The 19829-nt window shown below is 64.3% G+C and carries 21 protein-coding genes; 9 read left to right on the top strand and 12 right to left on the bottom strand.

Going from position 1 to position 19829, the window contains the following annotated elements:
• The first annotated feature begins 142 nt into the window (after positions 1-142).
• Positions 143-349, top strand: a complete 207-nt coding sequence (locus tag LOY33_RS03930) for a hypothetical protein (RefSeq protein WP_043864349.1) — start codon at positions 143-145, stop codon at positions 347-349.
• 72 nt (positions 350-421) lie between these two features.
• Here the strand turns inward: LOY33_RS03930 and LOY33_RS03925 are convergent, their stop codons facing one another.
• The gene (locus LOY33_RS03925) at positions 422-1006 is read right to left on the bottom strand and encodes a YajG family lipoprotein (protein ID WP_043864348.1); all 585 of its coding nucleotides are present in this window, start codon (positions 1004-1006) and stop codon (positions 422-424) included.
• Between the two features lie 791 nt (positions 1007-1797).
• Here LOY33_RS03925 and mqo point away from each other — a divergent pair.
• Positions 1798-3303: a malate dehydrogenase (quinone) gene (gene mqo, locus LOY33_RS03920; RefSeq protein ID WP_043864347.1), complete on the top strand. Its 1506-nt coding sequence runs from the start codon at positions 1798-1800 to the stop codon at positions 3301-3303.
• A 54-nt stretch (positions 3304-3357) separates the two neighbouring features.
• On the opposite strand, the gene LOY33_RS03915 is transcribed toward mqo, so the two are convergent.
• The 3 genes from LOY33_RS03915 to LOY33_RS03905 form a co-directional block, all read right to left on the bottom strand.
• Positions 3358-3645 carry a PA4642 family protein gene (locus LOY33_RS03915; protein WP_054916234.1) on the bottom strand — a complete coding sequence of 96 codons (288 nt, stop codon included), beginning with the start codon at positions 3643-3645 and terminating at the stop codon, positions 3358-3360.
• A gap of 71 nt (positions 3646-3716) precedes the next feature.
• On the bottom strand, positions 3717-4184 hold the full coding sequence (locus LOY33_RS03910) for a hypothetical protein (protein WP_054916235.1): 468 nt from the start codon (positions 4182-4184) through the stop codon (positions 3717-3719).
• A 154-nt stretch (positions 4185-4338) separates the two neighbouring features.
• The gene (locus tag LOY33_RS03905) at positions 4339-4896 is read right to left on the bottom strand and encodes a hypoxanthine-guanine phosphoribosyltransferase (RefSeq protein ID WP_043864344.1); all 558 of its coding nucleotides are present in this window, start codon (positions 4894-4896) and stop codon (positions 4339-4341) included.
• 165 nt (positions 4897-5061) lie between these two features.
• Between LOY33_RS03905 and upp the strand changes: the two genes are divergently transcribed.
• On the top strand, positions 5062-5700 hold the full coding sequence (gene upp / locus LOY33_RS03900) for a uracil phosphoribosyltransferase (RefSeq protein WP_043864343.1): 639 nt from the start codon (positions 5062-5064) through the stop codon (positions 5698-5700).
• Between the two features lie 2 nt (positions 5701-5702).
• Positions 5703-6977: a uracil-xanthine permease family protein gene (locus tag LOY33_RS03895; RefSeq protein ID WP_043864342.1), complete on the top strand. Its 1275-nt coding sequence runs from the start codon at positions 5703-5705 to the stop codon at positions 6975-6977.
• 87 nt (positions 6978-7064) lie between these two features.
• Here LOY33_RS03895 and hemH read toward each other — a convergent pair whose 3' ends face one another.
• Both hemH and LOY33_RS03885 read right to left on the bottom strand, forming a co-directional pair.
• A complete protein-coding gene (gene hemH / locus LOY33_RS03890) occupies positions 7065-8081 on the bottom strand; it encodes a ferrochelatase (protein WP_043864341.1) in 1017 nt (338 codons plus the stop codon).
• Positions 8082-8093: 12 nt separating this feature from the next.
• Complete coding sequence (locus tag LOY33_RS03885; protein ID WP_116052806.1) at positions 8094-8996, bottom strand: TIGR01777 family oxidoreductase; 903 nt, start codon at positions 8994-8996, stop codon at positions 8094-8096.
• A gap of 185 nt (positions 8997-9181) precedes the next feature.
• Between LOY33_RS03885 and LOY33_RS03880 the strand changes: the two genes are divergently transcribed.
• The 5 genes from LOY33_RS03880 to LOY33_RS03860 all read left to right on the top strand — a co-directional run bounded on the left by LOY33_RS03880 (position 9182) and on the right by LOY33_RS03860 (position 14285).
• Positions 9182-10168: an NAD(P)/FAD-dependent oxidoreductase gene (locus tag LOY33_RS03880; protein ID WP_043864339.1), complete on the top strand. Its 987-nt coding sequence runs from the start codon at positions 9182-9184 to the stop codon at positions 10166-10168.
• Positions 10169-10280: 112 nt separating this feature from the next.
• Positions 10281-11237, top strand: a complete 957-nt coding sequence (locus tag LOY33_RS03875) for a DUF523 and DUF1722 domain-containing protein (RefSeq protein ID WP_054916238.1) — start codon at positions 10281-10283, stop codon at positions 11235-11237.
• On the top strand, positions 11227-12117 hold the full coding sequence (locus LOY33_RS03870) for a MerR family transcriptional regulator (RefSeq protein ID WP_043864337.1): 891 nt from the start codon (positions 11227-11229) through the stop codon (positions 12115-12117). The genes LOY33_RS03875 and LOY33_RS03870 overlap by 11 nt, the downstream gene beginning before the upstream one ends.
• Positions 12118-12145: 28 nt before the next feature.
• Complete coding sequence (gene phrB / locus LOY33_RS03865) at positions 12146-13573, top strand: deoxyribodipyrimidine photo-lyase (RefSeq protein WP_043864336.1); 1428 nt, start codon at positions 12146-12148, stop codon at positions 13571-13573.
• Between the two features lie 10 nt (positions 13574-13583).
• Positions 13584-14285 carry an SDR family oxidoreductase gene (locus LOY33_RS03860; protein WP_160296671.1) on the top strand — a complete coding sequence of 234 codons (702 nt, stop codon included), beginning with the start codon at positions 13584-13586 and terminating at the stop codon, positions 14283-14285.
• 57 nt (positions 14286-14342) lie between these two features.
• On the opposite strand, the gene LOY33_RS03855 is transcribed toward LOY33_RS03860, so the two are convergent.
• The 6 genes from LOY33_RS03855 to hemA form a co-directional block, all read right to left on the bottom strand.
• Positions 14343-14861: an acyloxyacyl hydrolase gene (locus LOY33_RS03855; RefSeq protein ID WP_043864335.1), complete on the bottom strand. Its 519-nt coding sequence runs from the start codon at positions 14859-14861 to the stop codon at positions 14343-14345.
• A 114-nt stretch (positions 14862-14975) separates the two neighbouring features.
• Positions 14976-15767 (bottom strand): glutamate racemase, encoded by a 792-nt coding sequence (murI, locus tag LOY33_RS03850; RefSeq protein WP_043864474.1) that lies wholly within the window; start codon positions 15765-15767, stop codon positions 14976-14978.
• Entirely contained in the window at positions 15760-16515 is a 756-nt protein-coding gene (locus LOY33_RS03845; RefSeq protein WP_043864334.1) for a molybdopterin-synthase adenylyltransferase MoeB, read from the bottom strand. Before LOY33_RS03845 ends, murI begins: the two co-directional genes overlap by 8 nt.
• Entirely contained in the window at positions 16509-17339 is an 831-nt protein-coding gene (prmC, locus tag LOY33_RS03840; protein WP_123752284.1) for a peptide chain release factor N(5)-glutamine methyltransferase, read from the bottom strand. Before prmC ends, LOY33_RS03845 begins: the two co-directional genes overlap by 7 nt.
• The gene (prfA, locus tag LOY33_RS03835; protein ID WP_054916244.1) at positions 17340-18422 is read right to left on the bottom strand and encodes a peptide chain release factor 1; all 1083 of its coding nucleotides are present in this window, start codon (positions 18420-18422) and stop codon (positions 17340-17342) included.
• Positions 18419-19696: a glutamyl-tRNA reductase gene (gene hemA / locus LOY33_RS03830; RefSeq protein ID WP_043864331.1), complete on the bottom strand. Its 1278-nt coding sequence runs from the start codon at positions 19694-19696 to the stop codon at positions 18419-18421. The genes prfA and hemA overlap by 4 nt, the downstream gene beginning before the upstream one ends.
• Positions 19697-19829: the final 133 nt, after the last annotated feature.

Here is a 19829-nt window from a genome sequence, read left to right as displayed (position 1 = left end):
CAGACCTCGACACGCCGCGCATTCTACCCAAGCGCCAGCGGCTCTCTCGTACTTTGCGACCGATGACAATTAAATCCGGCCGTCACACGTTCGTCATCCCGACAAGCCACTCTATTGCCCTTCAACACTCAGGGAGCTTGTCATGCTGCACGCCGAAAACCAGGATCGCCTCTATCTGATCGCCCCCAGCGATGAACAACAGGCCTTGATCGACGGCCTGGCGTTCAACGTCCAGGACCGCCAGTGGCTGGTGTACTGCGCACTTGGCGGGCATGCCCACCATGACCTGCCGGAGGTCGACCAGGGCACCGGCATCAGCCTGCTGGACTTCTACGTCGAAGCCGCCTGAGCAGGTCACGCCCACTAAAAAGCCCGATGCCTGCAACGAGGCATCGGGCTTTTTCGTTTGCCGTCAGCGGGTTTACTCGCCCAGTACCTGACCGACCGTCGGGTCCTTGAACAGGCGGGTCAGGGCGTCGCTGAGCACGTCACCCACCAGCTTGGTGTTGGTTTCCTGGTTGGGCGCCATGCCGAAGCGCTGGTCCAGCGAGGCGCCGTAGCGACCACTGTAGCGGCGGTTGGCATTGGACACGTCGGCACGGAAGGTGGCGCCGATGGTGGCCTCGGTCACATACAGGCCTTCCTTGGGCGACTGGTACTTCAGCTCGGCCAGGGTCACGGTCAGCTGCGGGGCGTTGTAGGCGTTCGCCGTGGGCGTGAAGCCCAGCAGACGCACCGCTGCCTCGGCCTGGGCCTGCAGCTTGGGCACGATGTCATTGCCGTTCACGGTGATGGCGCTGGTTTCCGGGTACAGCCCGCCGCGGGTACCCAGGGTTTGCGAAGGACGACCATCGACCACCTTGACCACCACCGGCTGGCCACGACCCACGGGCGCGAGCTGGGCAGTGAGTTTGGGTTGCGGGCTGAGTTGTTGCGGGCTGTGGGCACAACCGACCAGGGTCAGGCTGGTGACAGCGATCAAACCGAACAACAAACGTTGCAACATGCTCATCTCTCCAGGAATAGCAGCAAAGGTCGCCAGTATAACCACCCGGGACCACCCCAGCCATCGGGGCCAGCCACTGTCACAATCGTTTCATCATCGACCGCGTAGACTGCCCACCTGCGCCGGTGAGCGCTCTGTTCAGCCGCCTGCCCCCTGCAGGCCAGCCCGCCACGGCGTGGCCGGCGAAGCAAAGCGCAACAAAAGTCGTTAATAAAGATCGTTTCTGCCCGCGACCTCGTTATAATCTCCCCCCGATTATAAGGACGTCTCCTGATCGGGCCTCGCAGCACCGCCAATGCCATTGCATCGGCATCCCCGAATCGCCCACAGAGAGCCGCCCACACAGGTCTTGCCAAGCTGGTGTGCCCGCGTTCCTTCGGCGCTCTGCTCTGCCTGAACCTGCCGGGTTTGCCATCGTGCACACCCTTTTTGAGGTTCACGACTCCAAAAGAGCGTGAAAAAACGGTTTTCACAACTTCACGAGAGTGTGGCGAGCAATGAACAGTCTGGCATGTGTAAAAGCAGCAACTGCGTCCCTGAAAGCCCCAAACAGCTGGCAACAGCACTCATCTGCGATGGGTGACTAAGGCCGGTCCATAGCGCACGATGGACACCTTGACCATAAGTCGAATTGCCGCACGGGCGGTAAAATGCGTTCATAGGCAACGCAAAGCCCGGTTGGTGGTGTCCGCGGAAGTTGAAAAACCTGCGAAGTAGCGGACATGGAAATCCCGGCCAAGCCTGGGAGCCATGCTGTCAATTTGGTGCTGAAGATTTTTGGAGACGCGTTAATGGCGCAGAACGAAGCAGTCGATGTAGTACTGGTAGGGGCCGGCATCATGAGTGCCACCCTGGCCGTACTGCTCAAGGAACTCGACCCGGCGATGAAGCTGGAAGTCGTCGAGTTGATGGATTCGGGTGCCGCGGAAAGTTCCAACCCGTGGAACAACGCCGGGACCGGCCATGCCGGGCTGTGTGAGCTGAACTACACGCCGCAGGCCGCCGACGGCAGCATCGACATCAAGAAAGCGGTGCACATCAATACCCAGTTCGAGGTATCCCGGCAGTTCTGGGCCTACCTGAGCAAAAAGGGCGCCTTCAAGAACCCGCGTGCCTTCATCAACCCGATCCCGCACCTGAGCTACGTCGAAGGTGACAAGGGCGTCGCGTTCCTGAAAAAGCGGTTTGAATCGCTCAAGCCTCACCACGCCTTCGCCGAGATGGAATACACCGAAGACAAGGCGCTGATGAACGAGTGGATGCCGCTGATGATGCCGGGCCGCCCCGCCGACCAGCACATCGCCGCCACCCGCGTGATGAAAGGCACCGACGTCAACTTCGGCGCCCTGACCAACAAGCTGCTCAAGCACCTGGCCGACACCCCCGAGTCGCAGGTCAAGTACAGCAAGAAGGTCACCGGCCTGCGCCGTAACGGCAGCGGCTGGACCGTCACCATCAAGGACGTCAACAGCGGCAGCAGCCGCGACGTCGATGCCCGCTTCGTGTTCCTCGGCGCCGGTGGCGCGGCCCTGCCGCTGCTGCAGCTGTCGGGCATCGAGGAGAGCAAGGGCTTCGGCGGTTTCCCGGTCAGCGGCCAGTGGCTGCGCTGCGACAACCCCGAGGTGGTCAAGCGCCACCAGGCCAAGGTCTACAGCCAGGCCGCCGTGGGTTCGCCGCCGATGTCGGTACCGCACCTGGATACCCGCGTCGTCGACGGCAAGACCTCGCTGCTGTTCGGCCCGTACGCCGGCTTCACCACCAAGTTCCTCAAGCACGGCTCGTTCCTCGACCTGCCGCTGTCGGTGCGCCTGGGCAATATCGGGCCGATGCTGGCCGTGGCCCGCGACAACTTCGACCTGACCAAGTACCTGGTCAGCGAGGTGATGCAGTCGATGGAACAGCGCCTGGAATCGCTGCGTCGCTTCTACCCTGAAGCCAAGGCCGAAGACTGGCGCCTGGAAGTGGCCGGGCAACGGGTGCAGATCATCAAGAAAGACCCGAAAAAAGGCGGCATCCTGCAGTTCGGCACCGAACTGGTGGCGGCCAAGGACGGCTCGCTGGCCGCCCTGCTGGGCGCCTCGCCGGGTGCTTCGGTCACCGTGTCGATCATGCTGGAACTGATCGAACGCTGCTTCCCCGAGCAGGCCAAGGGCGCCTGGGCGGCCAAGCTCAACGAGATCTTCCCGGCACGGGAGAAGGTCCTGGCGACCGACGCTGCGCTGTACCACAAGATCAGCGCGCAGAACGACGAGGCCCTGGGCCTGGTCGAGAACCAGCCGACGCAAAGCTACGCGTAAGCGTGATGCATGAAAAAACGCCCCTCGGGGCGTTTTTTCATGGCTGCGATGTACTCACTTGCGGGCGCTGTCGATGATCTCGATGTACTCGGGCGCATTGCGCTGGTCGCCGATCACCTGGGCGAAGGTGTTGCCGTGCTCGTCCTTGCCGTCCACATCGTATCCGGCCTCGACGAAGAAGCCGACGAAACGTTCGAAGTCATCGATGCGCAGGCCGCGATAGGCCTTGATCAGTTTGTGGTGCGAGGGCGAGCTGGCATCGGCCGGTTCGAACTGGAGAAACGACTTGATGTAGTCGTCGCTGATCTCATCACCAATCACTTGCTTCTTGTCTTTACGCATTGCCGACTCCAACTGAACCATCACGGACATTTTTCACGGGCCGGCAGTTTACCCCCCGGCAGCGCTGTGGCTCAACGCGCGCGTAGGGTGCCGGTGTGCACATCGGCCCAGATATGACCGTTGGCATAGCTGAGGAACTGCACGTACAGGGTGTCGTTGCGCAGCAGGTCGAGAATCACCCGGTACTGGCTGGCGGGATAGTTGAGGGTCAGGGTGCGGCTCTTGGCGTCGAACGCCGGTTTGCGCAGGCTCTTGCCTTCGCCGTCGAAGCTGATCAGCACCTCGCTGATGGTGGCGCCCTTGTTCAGGGGCTTGCCCTTGAGGCGCATCAGCACCGGTGCCGTGACCGGTATCGGTTGCTGGTTGGACTGTCGCTGGTTGCCGACCACCACCGAATACTGGGTCACCTGCAGCAGTTGCTGGGCTTCGGGGGTTTCCTGGCGCAGGGTAAGGTCGTCGGGCGGCAGGAACTGGCTGTGCAGCGGCGCGGCGGCCAGGGGCAGGCTGGTCAGCAGCAGGAGGGCGAGGATGGCGCGCATGGCAGGCTCCTTGGGGGCGGCCTGGCACTCTAGCATGAGAAATGTACGAAGCTGATGGCCTCTTGTGGGAGCGGGCCTGACCCGCGATGCAGGCACCGCAAATAGCTGATACCGCATCGCCCCTTTCGCGGGCCAAGTCAGCTCCCACCCGGTTTTACATGCCCTTCACGGCATAGATACCCGCCGCATTGCGCCAGTAGCCCTTGTAGTCCATGCCGTAGCCGAACACATAGCGGTCAACGCAGCTCAAACCGCAGTAGTCGGCCTTCAGGTCAGGGCTGGCCTTGCGGTCGTGGTCCTTGTCCACCAGCACCGCGCTGTACACTGCCTTGGCACCGGCATGCTTGCAGAAGTCGATGATGGCGCTGAGGGTGTGCCCTTCGTCGAGGATGTCGTCGATGATCAGCACTTCTCGATCGATGAACGACACTTCGGGCTTGGCCTTCCAGAACAGGTCACCGCCGCTGGTCTGGTTGCGGTAGCGCGTGGCATGCAGGTAGGACGCCTCCAGCGGGAACTGCAAATGGGTCAGCAGCTTGCCGGAGAAGATCAGGCCACCGTTCATCACGCAGAACACCACCGGGTTGCGGTCGGCCAGGTCGGCGGTGATCTGCGCGCCCACACGGGCAATCGCCGCTTCGACTTCGGCTTCGCTGTGCAGGCAGTCTGCTTCACGCATGACTTGACGGATATGCTCGAGATCAGCGGACATGACGCTCTCCAGGGGGCTGCGGTTGAGAAAAGCGGGCAAAGGTACGCACCCTCACGCATCAGATCAAGCATTTATGGACTAACGTGCACAATGCCTATAGGACACCTGCGGCCGAATAGATTACTCTAGCGCGGTTTTTTTGCCCGCCCCCCGGAGCCTTTCCCTATGCCAACCCGTGAGATCCGCCATCCGCTGATCCGTCACAAGCTCGGCCTGATGCGCCGCGCCGATATCAGCACGAAGAATTTTCGCGAACTCGCCCAGGAAGTCGGCGCGCTCCTGACGTACGAGGCAACCAAGGATCTGCCGCTGGAAAGCTACGACATTCAAGGCTGGTGCGGCACCGTACAGGTCGAGAAGATCGCCGGCAAGAAGATCACCGTGGTGCCGATCCTGCGCGCCGGTATCGGCATGCTCGACGGCGTGCTCAGCCTGATCCCGGGCGCCAAGGTCAGCGCCGTGGGCGTTGCCCGCAACGAGGAAACCCTCGAAGCGCACACCTACCTGGAAAAACTGGTACCCGAGATCGACGAGCGCCTGGCCATGATCATCGACCCGATGCTGGCCACCGGCAGCTCCATGATCGCCACCATCGACCTGCTGAAGAAGGCCGGCTGCAAGGACATCCGCGCCATGGTGCTGGTGGCAGCGCCCGAAGGCATCGCGGCGGTCGAGGGTGCACACCCCGACGTGCGTATCTACACCGCCTCGATCGATGAACGCCTGAACGAACACGGCTACATCATTCCCGGCCTGGGCGATGCAGGCGACAAGATCTTCGGCACCAAGCAGAAGGACACCTGAACATGCAGGACGAGTTCAACGACCCGCTCTGGCGCCAGGTCGTCTCCGGCGCGCAGATGCTCTTCGTGGCATTCGGCGCGCTGGTGCTGATGCCGCTGATTACCGGCCTCGACCCCAACGTTGCGCTGTTCACTGCGGGCCTGGGGACTCTGCTGTTCCAGGTGGTCACTGGCCGTCAGGTGCCGGTGTTCCTCGCCTCCAGTTTTGCCTTCATCACCCCCATCATTCTCGCCAAGGGCCAGTTCGGCCTGGCCGAGACCATGGGCGGGGTAATGGCGGCCGGGTTCGTCTACACCTTCCTGGGCCTGGCCGTGAAGATCAAGGGCACCGGCTTCATCGACCGCCTGCTGCCGCCGGTGGTGATCGGCCCGGTGATCATCTCGATCGGCCTGGCGATGGCGCCGATTGCCGCCAACATGGCCATGGGCAAGGCCGGTGACGGCGCCGAACTGCTGCCCTACAGCACCGCAATGATGATCTCGATGCCGGCGCTGCTCACCACCCTCATCGTGGCGGTGTTCGGCAAGGGCATCTTCCGCCTGGTGCCGATCATTGCCGGGGTGCTGGTGGGCTTTGGCCTGTCGTTCTACTTCGGTGTGGTCGACACCGCCAAGATCGCCGCCGCCCCCTGGCTGGCCCTGCCGCACTTTACCGCGCCGGCCTTCAACTGGCAGGCGATCCTGTTCATCGTACCGGTGGCCCTGGCCCCGGCGATCGAGCATATCGGCGGCGTGATTGCAGTGGGCAGCGTGACCGGTCGCGACTACCTGAAAAAGCCCGGCCTGCACCGTACCCTGCTGGGTGACGGCATCGCCACCACCACCGCCGGCCTGTTCGGCGGCCCGCCCAACACCACCTACGCCGAAGTGACCGGCGCGGTGATGCTGACCAAGAACTACAACCCCAAGATCATGACCTGGGCGGCGGTGTTCGCCATCAGCCTGGCCTTCGTCGGCAAGTTCGGCGCGTTGCTGCAGAGCATTCCGGTGCCGGTGATGGGCGGCATCCTGTGCCTGCTGTTCGGCTCGATCGCGGCAGTGGGCATGAACACCATGATCCGCCACAAGATCGACCTGAGCGAAGCACGCAACCTGGTGATCGTCTCGGTGACCCTGGTGTTCGGGATTGGCGGTGTGCTGGTCGGCACCGGTACCGGCCCGGACGACTGGGGCCTGAAGGGTATCGCTTTGTGCGCCGTGGTGGCCATTGCGCTCAACCTGCTGCTGCCGGGCAATGACGGCTGGAAGAACAAGGTGCTGGACGACCATTTGCCTTGATCTGAAACGCTTCGCCGGCAAGGCCGGCTCCTACAGGGGTTCGCGCAAACCTGTAGGAGCCGGCCTTGCCGGCGAACGCTGCACTACCTAACCCGCCTGCTCACACAACTGCGTAAGCGCCTCCACCCACTGCGGGTGATCATTCAGGCACGGCACCAGCACCAGCTCTTGCCCGCCCGCCTCGACAAACTGCTCGCGCCCGCGATCGCCGATTTCTTCCAGCGTCTCGATGCAGTCGGCCACGAACGCCGGGCACATCACCAGCAGCTTCTTGACGCCTGCCTTGCCCAGCTCGTCCAGGCGCGCCTCGGTGTAGGGTTCGATCCACTTGGCCCGGCCCAGCCGCGACTGGAACGACACCGACCATTGGCCCTCGGCCAGGCCCATCTTCTGCGCGAACAACTGTGCTGAACGCAGGCACTGCGCGCGATAACACACCGCCAGCACCTCGGGCGAAGCGTTGCGACAGCAGTCGGCATTCTGGAAACAATGCGAACCGGTAGGGTCGAGTTTCTTCAGGTGCCGCTCGGGCAAACCGTGAAAGCTCAGCAGCAGGTGATCGAAGCCCTGCTCCAGGTACGGCCTGGCACTGGCCACCAGCGCGTCGATGTACAGCGGCTGGTCATAGAACGGACGCAGCACCGGCATCTGCAATGCCAGCTTGTGCTCGGCCACCACGGCCTTGGCCTGCTCGATCACGGTGGTCACGGTGCTGTCGGCAAACTGCGGGTACAACGGCGCCAGGGTCACCTTGGTGACGCCCTGGCCGGCCAGACGCTGCAACACCGTGGACAGCGAAGGCTCGCCATAGCGCATGGCGATTTCCACAGGCCCGTGGGCCCAGTGCGCGCCCATGGCCTGCTGCAGGCGCCGGGTCAGCACCACCAGCGGCGAGCCTTCCTCCCACCAGATGGAAGCATAGGCGTGGGCCGACTGCTCCGGACGCTTGATCAGGATCAGCGAGACCAGCAGGCGACGCACCGGCCACGGCAGGTCGATCACATACGGGTCCATCAGAAACTGGTTGAGGTAACGACGCACGTCGGCGACGGAAGTGGAAGCCGGTGAACCCAGGTTGACCAGCAGCAGAGCATGATCGGTCATGCAACATCCTTTTCAGAGGCGCGCGGACAAGTCATCCAGCGCCGATTGCACATCGTTGTAACGGAACGTGAAGCCTGCCGCCAGCAAGCGCACCGGGCGCGCCCGCTGGCCACCCAGCAGCAATACCGACAGTTCGCCGAGCCCGGCGCGCAGCACCAGCGCCGGCAACGGCATGAACGCCGGGCGGTGCAGCGCGCGCCCCAGGCGTCGGGCAAATTCGCGGTTGCGCACCGGCTCCGGCGCGCAGGCATTATAAGGACCGCTGGCATCCTCGCGCTGCAACAGAAAATCAATCAGGGCGATTTGGTCGTCCAGATGGACCCACGGCATCCACTGGCGACCACTGCCAATCGGCCCGCCCAGCCCGAGCTTGAACGGCAGGCGCAGGCGCGACAAAAAGCCGCCCTCGGCCGCCAGCACCAGCCCGGTACGCACCAGCACCACCCGCATGCCCAGGGCCTCGGCGCGCAGCGCGGTTTCTTCCCAGGCAATGCACAGCTGGCTGGCAAAGTCCTCCTTGACCGGCTGCGACAGCTCGGTCAGCTCGCGCTCACCACCATCGCCATACCACCCTACCGCCGACCCCGAGATCAGCACCGCAGGGCGCTGCTGCCGGCCTTGCAGCCAGGCGATCAACTGCTCGGTGAGGGTGATGCGGCTAGCCCATAGCAGCGCGCGTCGGTGCGACGTCCAGGGGCGATCGGCAATCGGCGCACCGGCCAGGTTGACCACGGCGTCCACCGGCTCGTCGCCCAGTTCGTCGAGCCGGGCAATGCCGCGCACCCCTGCCCCGCACACCTGAGCGACCTGCGCCGGACGCCGGCTCCACACCGTCAGGCGATAACCCCTGTCCAGCCAGAAGCGGCAAAGGTGTCTGCCGATCAGGCCCGTACCACCGGTCAGCAATATATGCATGGCTGTGTCCTCACATGGCGCGCGCTGGTCTATTTTTAAGTTCAAGGCACTTTTTTGACCGAACGCTCTCGGATAAACATAGGCCAACCTGCAACGTCGAGCGGAATCATCTTATACAAGCTGGAGATATTGTACAGGCTTGTCGGGCAGCGTAGGCTGTTTCCAAAAGGTTCGAAGAGGCCATCATGACTGTTCCTATCGCAATCATCGGTGCCGGCATCGCCGGCCTGTCCGCCGCCCAGGCCCTGCAGAAGGCCGGGCACACCGTGCACCTGTTCGACAAGGGCCACGGCAGTGGCGGACGCATGGCCAGCAAACGCAGCGAAGCCGGCGCCCTGGACCTGGGCGCGCAGTACTTCACGGCCCGCGACCGACGTTTCGTCGAACAGGTCCAGGCCTGGCAGGCCAAGGGCTGGGCGGCCGAATGGAAGCCGCAACTGTACAACTACCGCGAAGGTCAGCTGACCCCCTCGCCGGACGAGCAGATCCGCTGGGTGGGTGTACCGCGCATGAGCGCCATCACCCGCGGCCTGCTCAAGGATGTCACCGTCAACTTCAATTGCCGCATTGCCGAGGTGTTCCGCGGCAAGCAGTACTGGCACCTGCAGGACACCGAGGGCGGCAGCCACGGGCCGTTCAGCCGCGTCATCATTGCGGTGCCGGCGCCCCAGGCCACGCAGCTGCTCAGCGCCACCACCAAGCTGGCCGGCATGGCCGCCAGCGTGCAGATGGAGCCCACCTGGGCCATTGCGCTGGGCTTCGATACGCCCCTGGACACCCCCATGCAGGGCTGCTTCGTGCAGGGCTGCGACCTCGACTGGCTGGCGCGCAACCGCAGCAAGCCCGGGCGTGACGAAAAACTCGACACCTGGGTTCTGCACGCCACGGCCAGCTGGAGCAAGCAACACATCGACCTGTCGCGCGAGGCCGTGATCGAGCACCTGCTGGGCAACTTCGCCGAACTGGTGGGCTGCGCCGTGCCGGCCCCCACCTTCACCCTGGCCCATCGCTGGTTGTATGCCCGCCCGAGCAGCAGCCATGAATGGGGCGCCCTGGCCGATGCCGACCTGGGCCTGTACGCCTGCGGCGACTGGTGCATGTCGGGGCGCGTCGAGGGCGCATGGCTCAGCGGCCAGGAAGCGGCGCGGCGCCTGCTCGAACACCTGGAATGACCCCTGCACCGGCTGAAGCTGTACAGAACATTTGACTTGTACAACGCGTTATCTATGATGAGCGAAGCTGTACATAATTTTGTTTCTGTACAAATTTCAGTCGAGAGCGACCATGGCGGCCACCAGACCAAAGATTGCCATCAGTGCATGCCTGACCGGCGAAGAGGTCCGCTACAACGGCGGGCACAAGGCCTCGCGCCTGTGCAATGAAGTGCTGGCCGAACACTTCGACTTCATCGGCATCTGCCCCGAGGTCGCCATCGGCCTGGGCACACCTCGCCAGGCCATCCGCCTGACCGGTGACCCGGCCAACCCCAGGGCCGTGGGTAGCCGCGATGCCAGCCTGGACGTCAGCCAGGCACTGGATGCCTACGGCGCAGAAATGGCCGGGCAACTGACCGACATCTGCGGTTACATCTTCATGCAGAAATCGCCATCCTGCGGCCTGGAACGGGTCAAGGTGTACCAGGCCAACGGCTACCCGGCCACCGAAGGCGGTCGCGGCCTGTACGCCGCACGGTTCTGCGCCCAGCGCCCCGACCTGCCGGTCGAAGAGGATGGCCGGCTGTGCGATCCGGTACTGCGGGAAAACTTCATCACCCGCGTGTATGCCTACGCCGACTGGCAGCAATTGCTGGCAGGCGGGCTCAGTCGTCATGCCCTCATCGCCTTCCACTCGCGCTACAAGTACCAGTTGATGGCGCACAACCCCCAGCAGTACAAGGTGCTCGGCAAGTTGCTGGGCAGCATGCAGCGCCAGGACGACCCCACCCAGATCGGCCCACGGTATTTCAGCCAGCTGATGAGCGCCCTGAGCCGCTGCGCCAGTCGCGGCACCCACGGCAACGTGCTGATGCACCTGAGCGGCTACCTGCGCCGGTTTCTCGACCCCCGCGACAAACAGGAAATCCGCGCCCTGATCGAGCAGTACCAGGCCGGCATCGTCCCGCTGGTGGTGCCGCTGACCCTGCTCAAGCACCACCTGCGCCGCCACCCCGACCCCTACCTCATGCAGCAGGTCTATCTGCAACCGCACCCGGAAAACCTGAGCCTGCGCAATGCCATCTGAAGACGACCTGCTGCCCATTCGTGAAGTCACCCGCCTGACCGGGGTCAACCCCGTGACCCTGCGCGCGTGGGAGCGCCGCTACGGGCTGATCGTGCCGCAGCGCACCGGCAAGGGTCACCGGCTCTACAGCGCCGCACACGTGCAGCGCATCCAGCAGATTCTGCAATGGCTCAACCGCGGAATCGCGGTGGGCCAGGTCAAGCCGCTGCTCGACACCTCCCCAGCAGTGCAACCCGCACCCGGCAACGACGACTGGCACACCCTGCGCCTGCAACTGGTCGACTGCATCGCGCAACTGGCCGAACGCCGACTCGACCAGCTGTTCAACCAGGCCATGGCCCTCTACCCCGCCGCCACCCTGTGCGAGCAACTGTTGCTGCCGTTGCTGCAAGAACTCGACACCCGCTGGCACGGGCACTTTGCCGCCCGCATGGAGCAGGTGTTCTTCCATACCTGGCTGCGCAGCAAACTTGGCGTGCGGGTGTATCACAACAACCGTCAGCTGAACGCCGCGCCCGCCCTGCTGGTCAACGCCTCGGCCCTGCCATTCGACCCGCAGCTGTGGCTGTGCGCCTGGCTGCTCAGTGATGCCGGCTGCGCGGTCGAGGTATTCGACTGGCCGCTGCCACCTCGAGAGCTGGCGTTTGCCGTGCAGCAGCTCAAACCCTGTGCGTTGGTGATGTGCCTGAACGCGGCGCTCGATCCGCGTGAACTGCAGCGCAGCCTCAATGCGATCGATCTGCCGACCCTGCTGCTGGGCAGCATGGCCGCGCTCTACAAGGAGCATGCCGAGGCGGCGGGCCTGCAGGCAGGCAACGTGCATCTGCCGTCCTCTGTGGTGGCGCTGCCCGCCCTGTTGCTGGGCCTGCTGGCCACCTGACGTCTCCCCCACATTCACAGGATTTCGTATGCAACTGATCTGGCTGCGCAACGACTTGCGCGTTCACGACAACACTGCGCTGGCCGCTGCCTGCTCGCGCGGCCCCACCCTGGCGGTGTGGCTGGTAAGCCCCGGGCAGTGGCTCGCCCACGACGACGCCCCGTGCAAGGTGGACTTCTGGCTGCGCAACCTGCACAGCCTGCGCCAGTCACTGGACGCCCTGAACATTCCCCTGCTGATTGTGCATGCCGACCAGTGGGCCGATGCACCTCGGGTGCTGCTCGCGCTGTGCAGGCAACATGCGGTCAGTACCGTGCACCTGAACGAGGAATACGGGGTACACGAACAACGTCGCGATCAGGCCGTGCAGCAGGCATTGCGCCAGGCCGACATCCAGGTGCACAGCTACCTGGACCAGTTGCTGTTCAAGCCCGGCAGCATCCTGACCCGCAGCGGCGGTTACTTCCAGGTGTTCAGCCAGTTTCGCAAGGTGTGCTACGAACGGCTTCACCTGGGGCTTCCCTCACGGGTATCGGCGCCGGCAGCCCAGGCCCGGCTGGCCATTGCCAGCGACACCGTCCCCACCCAGGTGGCCGGCTTCGAGACGCCGCCCGACGCGTTGCGCACGCTGTGGCCGGCAGGCGAGGATGAAGCCGCACGCCGCCTGGCGCGCTTTGTCGACGAGGCCATCGAGGATTATCCGGTACAGCGCGACCTTCCTGCCGTGCCTGGCACCAGCCAGCTGTCGGCCTACCTCGCCGCCGGGGTGATCTCCCCCCGCCAGTGCCTGCATGCCGCCTTGGCCTGCAACTTCGGCGAATTCGACAGCGGGAATGCCGGCGCCATCACCTGGATCAACGAACTGCTGTGGCGCGAGTTCTACAAGCACATTCTGGTGGGCTACCCGCAGGTTTCCCGCCACCGTGCCTTCAGGTCACATACCGAAGCCCTGCCCTGGCGCAACGCGCCACAGGACCTGCTGGCCTGGCAACAGGGCTGCACCGGCATCCCTATCGTGGATGCGGCCATGCGCCAGTTGCTCGCCACAGGCTGGATGCACAATCGCCTGCGCATGGTCACGGCCATGTTTCTGACCAAGAACCTGCTGATCGACTGGCGTGAAGGCGAACGCTTCTTCATGCGCCACCTGATCGACGGCGACCTGGCCGCCAACAACGGCGGCTGGCAGTGGAGCGCCTCGACCGGTACCGACGCCGTGCCCTACTTTCGGATCTTCAATCCGGTGAGCCAGTCGCAACGCTTCGACCCTGCAGGGCGATTTCTGAAGCACTGGCTGCCTGAACGCGGCAACCTGGACCACAAGGCCGTCCATTTACCCAATGTCCAGAACGATTTGTTTGCAATAGATGTCTATCCTCATGCAATTGTAGACTTAAGTTCTAGTCGCCAACGCGCACTGGATGCGTTCAAACACTTACCTAAACGCAACGATTGAGGAAAGGATCTTGAGCAGTGATCGACCTCGGCGCATCTGGATTACCGGTGCCAGCAACGGACTTGGGCATGCCTTGGCAGAGGCGCTGCTTGAACAGGGCTGCAAGGTGGCGCTCAGTGTTCGCAATCGCGACGATGCACACCCCCTTGAGACCGACTATCCCGGTAGGGTCCTTGTGCTTGCCGGCGACCTGCACCAGTTGCCGCAGGCCAGGCGCGCCTGCGCCACCCTGACCGAGCAATGGCAGGCCATCGACGGCCTGATCGTCAACGCCGGCACCTGCGACTACCTGCCGTTGCCGATTACCCAGACACTGCTGCAGGACGTGGTGCGAAGCAACCTGGCCGCCGCCTCGCACTGCCTCGAAGGCGCGCTCCCCCTTCTGGACAAGGGGCGCGCCCCGCAGGTGGTGGGGATTCTCAGTGCGTACTCTGCCCTGCAGCTGGGCGAGCCCGGCCAGCCGCGGCGCCCTGCCAACAGCATCGCGTCACTGTTCGAAGACGCCCGCCCCCTGCTGGTCGCACACGGCATCGACCTGACCATCGTGGCCCCTCAGACACCTGCACAGGCCATGAACACACCCACTGCCATCCCGGATGAGTGGGACGCCAGTTCGGCTGCCAGCGCCATCCTGCAACGCCTGGGCGAACGCCCGCAGCAGTTGACCCTGCAGGCGTTAGCGGTCAATGAGCTGTGGCCGCTGCCAAAATGAAAAAAGGCCCTGACGCAAGTCAGGGCCTTTTTCGTGGTGCAGGGTACCGGCCGACCGTCAGAGCGGCATGCGGTAGTGCAGCGAATAGCTTTCCACGCCATCGTTGGGGCTTTGCAGGCCCGCGTTCGAATAGTGGATGGCGCGCACGCCTACCTCGTGTCCGCCCGCGAAGCGCAAGCCGAACCCGATGCGGTCTTCGAACTGGAACGACGAGCCGAGCTTGTTGGTTTCAAGCTTGGTGCTGGAGAAGGCCGCTACACCGATACCCGCCTCGATGTAGGGTTTGACCGACTCACCGGCGAACTCGTAGACGAACACGGGCGCGAACGAGAGGCTGTGGTTGCTGGAAGTCTTGTCGCCGTCCCAGTAGGTGTAGGCACCGTCCCAGTAGCCGGTCACGCGGCCGACGCTGGTCTGCCACCAGCTGGCGTCCCAGTTGGACTGCAGCCCAAGGCGATAGACCATGGTCGAGTCACCGGTCTGCCCTACGGAAAACGAGGCGTCAGCGGCGTTTGCGGTGAAAGAGTGCCCCAGGGTAACGGCTGCAATCGCAGCCAAGCAAAGCAGTTTCTTCATGAGAAACGTCCCTTTTCCTAAATGCTGTTGTGGTTTTGTGTCTCATCAGACGATTGAATAGAAATCGGCAGTAGTACGATAGTTCAGGAAAAAAATGCATTTTTCACAGTTTTTTTACAAGTCGAAGCTTCGCACACTGTCAGATTTATTCCACAACATCGGCAGAATCTTTACCAAATGTGCCGGACTGCCGCTGGTCCAGAACTGCGCAGGCTGCGCCGGGCCGTGGGCCAGCAGGTCCCGTTCACCCAGCAAACGCTGGAGTTGCCGGGCCACCGCAGCGCCGGTATCGATGATGGCCACGGCCGGCGGCACCATGTGCGCCAGCAGCGGTTTCAGGAAGGGGTAATGGGTGCAGCCCAGGATCAGGGTGTCGCAGCCGGCGGCCAGCAGCGGCTCGACATAGCCCTGCAACAACTGGCGCAGTGCGGGGCTGTCCAGGTCGCCCGCCTCGATCAGTTCCACCAGCCCCGGACACGGCTGGGTAACTACACGAACGTCGCTGGCAAAGCGATCCAGCAACGCGGCGAACTTGGCGCTCTGCAGGGTGCCGGTGGTTGCCAGCACCCCTACCACGCCACTGCGGGTGGCCGCTGCCGCCGGCTTTACCGCCGGCTCCATGCCCACCAGCGGCCAGTGCGGGTAGCGCTCGCGCAGATCGGCCACCGCCGCCACGGTGGCGGTGTTGCAGGCCAGCACCATGGCCTTGGCGCCCTGTTGCTGAAAGAATTCGGCTACCAGGCGGCAGCGCTGGCGGATGAACTCGGGCGACTTCTCGCCATAGGGAATATGCCCGCAGTCCGCCACATACAGTAGCGACTCGTCGGGCAACAGGCGGCTGATTTCCGCCAGCACCGACAGCCCGCCCACGCCGGAATCGAACACCCCGACCGGCGCTTCACGCATGGCCGGCGCCACACACGCTGCAGGCCGGGTCGCGCTTGACCCGCAGCTCGCGAAACCGCGTTCCCAGGGCATCGACGAGCAGCAGGCGACCCACCAGCGGCTCGCCAAACCCGGCCAGCAGCTTCAAGGCCTCCAGCGCCTGCAGGCTGCCCACCAGGCCTACCAGCGGGCCGAGCACACCGGCTTCGCTGCAGGTCAGCTCGGCTTCGCTGCCATGCCCGTACAGGCAGTGGTAGCAGGGGCTGAGCGGGTTGCGCGGATCGAACACCGACAGCTGGCCTTCCAGGCGAATGGCCGCACCGCTGACCAGCGGCTTGCCGGCCGCGACGCAGGCTGCGTTCACCGCCTCGCGGGTGGCAAAGTTGTCACAGCAGTCCAGTACCAGGTCGACCGCCCCCACCGCCTGGGCCAGGGAGTCTTCATCCAGGGCCTGGCGATGGGCAACCAGGGCGACCTGCGGGTTGATCGCCTGCAGCCGGGCCATGGCCGAATCGACCTTGCTCAGGCCCACGGCGGCCGTGTCGTGCATCACCTGGCGTTGCAGGTTGGTCAGGTCGACCGTGTCGAAGTCGGCCAGGTGCAGCTCGCCGACCCCGGCCGCCGCCAGGTACAGCGCCACCGGCGAACCCAGGCCGCCCAGGCCGACGATCAGTACCCGGCTGCCCTTGAGGCGCAACTGCCCGTCGATATCCACCTGGGCCAACAGGATCTGCCGGCTGTAGCGCAACAGCTCCTCGTCGTTCAGCATGCCAGGCGCCCGAGGCTGATGCGCTCATGGCCGCCAAGGTCGGTGCGGCTCTGGATCTGCTCGAACCCGTGTCGCGCCAGCAGTTCGCGCACCGCTGCAGCCTGGTCATAGCCATGTTCCAGCAGCAGCCAGCCGCCGGGCAGCAGGTGCTGCGGGGCCTGTGTGATGATCTGGCGCAGGTCGTCGAGCCCGTCGCTGCCGGCCACCAGCGCACTGCTGGGCTCGAAGCGCACGTCGCCGGCCGCCAGGTGCGGGTCCTGCTCGGCGATGTAGGGCGGATTGCTGACGATCAGCGCAAAGCGCTGCCCTGGCAGGGCGTCGAACCAGTGGCTGGCAAGCACCTTGGCGTTGTCCAGCTGCAAACGCTGGCGGTTGCGCTCGGCTAGGGCCACGGCTTCGGGCACCCGGTCGACGGCCGTCACCTGCCAGCCGCCGCGCTCGCTGGCCAGGGCCAGGGCAATGGCGCCGCTGCCGGTGCCCAGGTCGAGCACCTGCAATGGCGTTGCCGGCAGCAGCTCCAGGGCGACCTCCACCAGCAGCTCGGTGTCCGGCCGCGGGATCAGCGTGTGCGGGGCCACTTCCAGGTCAAGCTTCCAGAAGCCCTGCTGGCCGAGGATATAGGCCACCGGCTCGCCTTCGCTGCGCCGCTGCAGGTAGGTGGCGAAGGTTGCGGCCGCTTCGCTGCTGACGATGCGCTCGGGCCAGGTGTGCAGGTAGCTGCGCGATTTGCCGATGGCCGCAGCCAGCAGCAGCTCGATATCCAGGCGCGCGGTGGGCGAGTCGGGTAGCTGCGCCCCGCGCAGCAGGCTGGCAATGATGGTCATTTACTCACCCAGTGCGGCCAGTTGATCGGCCTGGTATTCGGACAGCAACGGCTCGATGATCGCATCGACGCCGCCCGCCAGTACTTCATCCAGCGAATACAGGGTCAGGTTGATGCGGTGATCGGTCACCCGGCCCTGTGGATAGTTGTAGGTACGGATACGCTCGGAGCGGTCACCCGAGCCCACCAGCAGCTTGCGCTCGCTGGCGATCGCGTTCTGCGCGGCACTGGTCTGCATGTCGTTGAGCCTGGCCGACAGCCAGGACATCGCACGGGCGCGGTTCTTGTGCTGCGAGCGCTCTTCCTGGCATTCGACCACGATGCCGGTGGGCAAGTGGGTGATGCGGATGGCCGAGTCGGTCTTGTTCACGTGCTGGCCGCCCGCGCCGGAGGAGCGGTAGGTGTCCACCCGCAGGTCGGCCGGGTTGATCTCGATGGCCACCTGCTCGTCGGGCTCGGGCAGCACCGCCACGGTGCACGCGGAGGTGTGGATGCGGCCCTGGGACTCGGTTTCCGGCACCCGCTGCACGCGGTGTGCGCCAGACTCGAACTTGAGCTTGCCGTACACGCTGTCGCCCTCGACGCGGGCGATGATTTCCTTGTAGCCGCCGTGCTCGCCCTCGTTCTCGGAGAGGATTTCCAGGCGCCAGCCGCGACGCTCGGCATAACGCGAGTACATGCGGAACAGGTCGCCGGAGAAGATCGCCGCCTCGTCGCCACCCGTGCCGGCACGGATCTCGAGGAACACGTTGCGCCCGTCGTTGGGGTCCTTGGGCAGCAGCATGCGTTGCAGTTGCCCTTCGATAGCGGCCAGTTGCTCCTTGGCCTCGCGCACTTCCTCGACCGCCATTTCGCGCAGGTCCGGGTCGCTGTCCTTGAGCAAGGCCTGGGCGCCCTCCAGGTCAGCCTGCACCTTGCGCCACTGCGCGTAGGTCTGTGCCACGGGCTCGACCTCGGCATATTCGCGCGAGTAGGCACGGAAGCGCGTCTGGTCCGAAATCACTTCGGCATCACCCAGCAGGGCGGTCAATTCCTCGAAACGGTCCTGGAGCGTGTCCAGTTTATTCAGCAGCGACGCTTTCATTGCGGGGTTTTATCCGTGGAGCCCTCGTTGAGGGCAAAGAGTTCCTGGGCCATGGCCAGCGCATCGAGGCGGCCTTCGGCAGACAGCTTTTTCAGTTGCACGCTCGGCGCGTGCAGCAACTTGTTGGTCAGGCCGCGGGCCAGCTGCGCCAGCACCTCTTCGGCGTTGCTGCCGTTGGCCAGCAGGCGCTGGGCCTTTTGCAGCTCTTCGTCGCGCAGGCGCTCGCTCTGCTGGCGGTAGGCCTTTAGCACATCCACCGCAGCCAGCTCGCGCAGGCGCAGCATGAAGTCCTCGGCGCCCACGGTGACCAGCTCTTCGGCGGCCTGGGCGGCGCCCTGGCGGCTCTTGAGGTTTTCGGCCACCACATCATGCAGGTCGTCGACGGTGTACAGGTACACGTCGTCCAGCTCGCCCACCTGCGCCTCGATGTCGCGGGGCACGGCGATGTCGACCATGAAGATCGGCTTGTGCCGGCGCTGCTTGAGCGCACTCTCGACCGCGCCCTTGCCCAGGATCGGCAACTGGCTGGCAGTGGAACTGATCACGATATCGCTGTTGACCAGCTCCTGCGGGATGTCCGACAGCAGCACCGCATGGGCACCGAACTGCTCGGCCAGGGTGCTGGCGCGCTCCAGCGTGCGGTTGGCCACCACGATGCGGCGCACGCCCTGCTCGTGCAGGTGTCGCGCCACCAGCGTGATGGTTTCGCCGGCACCGATCAGCAGGGCCTGGCTGCGGCCCAGGTCGCTGAAGATCTGCTTGGCCAGGCTCACGGCGGCAAATGCCACCGACACCGGGTTTTCACCGATGGCGGTATCGGTACGCACCTGCTTGGCGGCGCTGAAGGTCGCCTGGAACAGGCGCCCCAGCAGCGGGCCGATGGTGCCGGCCTCGCGCGCCACGGCATAGGCCGATTTCATCTGGCCGAGGATCTGCGGCTCGCCCAGCACCAGCGAGTCGAGCCCGGAGGCCACCCGCATCATGTGCCGCACGGCGCCATCATCTTCATGGATATAGGCGCAGGCGCGCAGTTCATCCAGGCTCAGCTTGTGATAATCGGCCAGCCAGCGCAGTACGCTGTCCGCCGCCAGGTGATCCTGTTCGATGTACAGTTCGCTGCGATTGCAGGTCGAAAGGATCGCAGCTTCGCGGCTGGCGGTCAGTCGACACAGCTGCTGCAAGGCTTCGACCAGCTGCTCGGGCGTAAACGCCACGCGCTCGCGTACGTCTACCGAGGCAGTCTTATGGTTGATACCGAGGGCAAGAAAGGCCATTCAAGGTCGCTGATTGTGACGAGAAGCCGATAATTGTCCTACTTCGCCGGATAGAGAACAACCACCGCTCGTTATTGTCTCTTATAGTCTGTATCCAAAAGCCCCATCGACGATGGGTTTGCCATGATCCTTG

The sequence above is a fragment of the Pseudomonas sp. B21-036 genome, assembly GCF_024748925.1.
In the GTDB taxonomy this organism is placed as follows: domain Bacteria; phylum Pseudomonadota; class Gammaproteobacteria; order Pseudomonadales; family Pseudomonadaceae; genus Aquipseudomonas; species Aquipseudomonas palmensis.
This window is presented reverse-complemented; position numbering and strand designations above follow the sequence as displayed.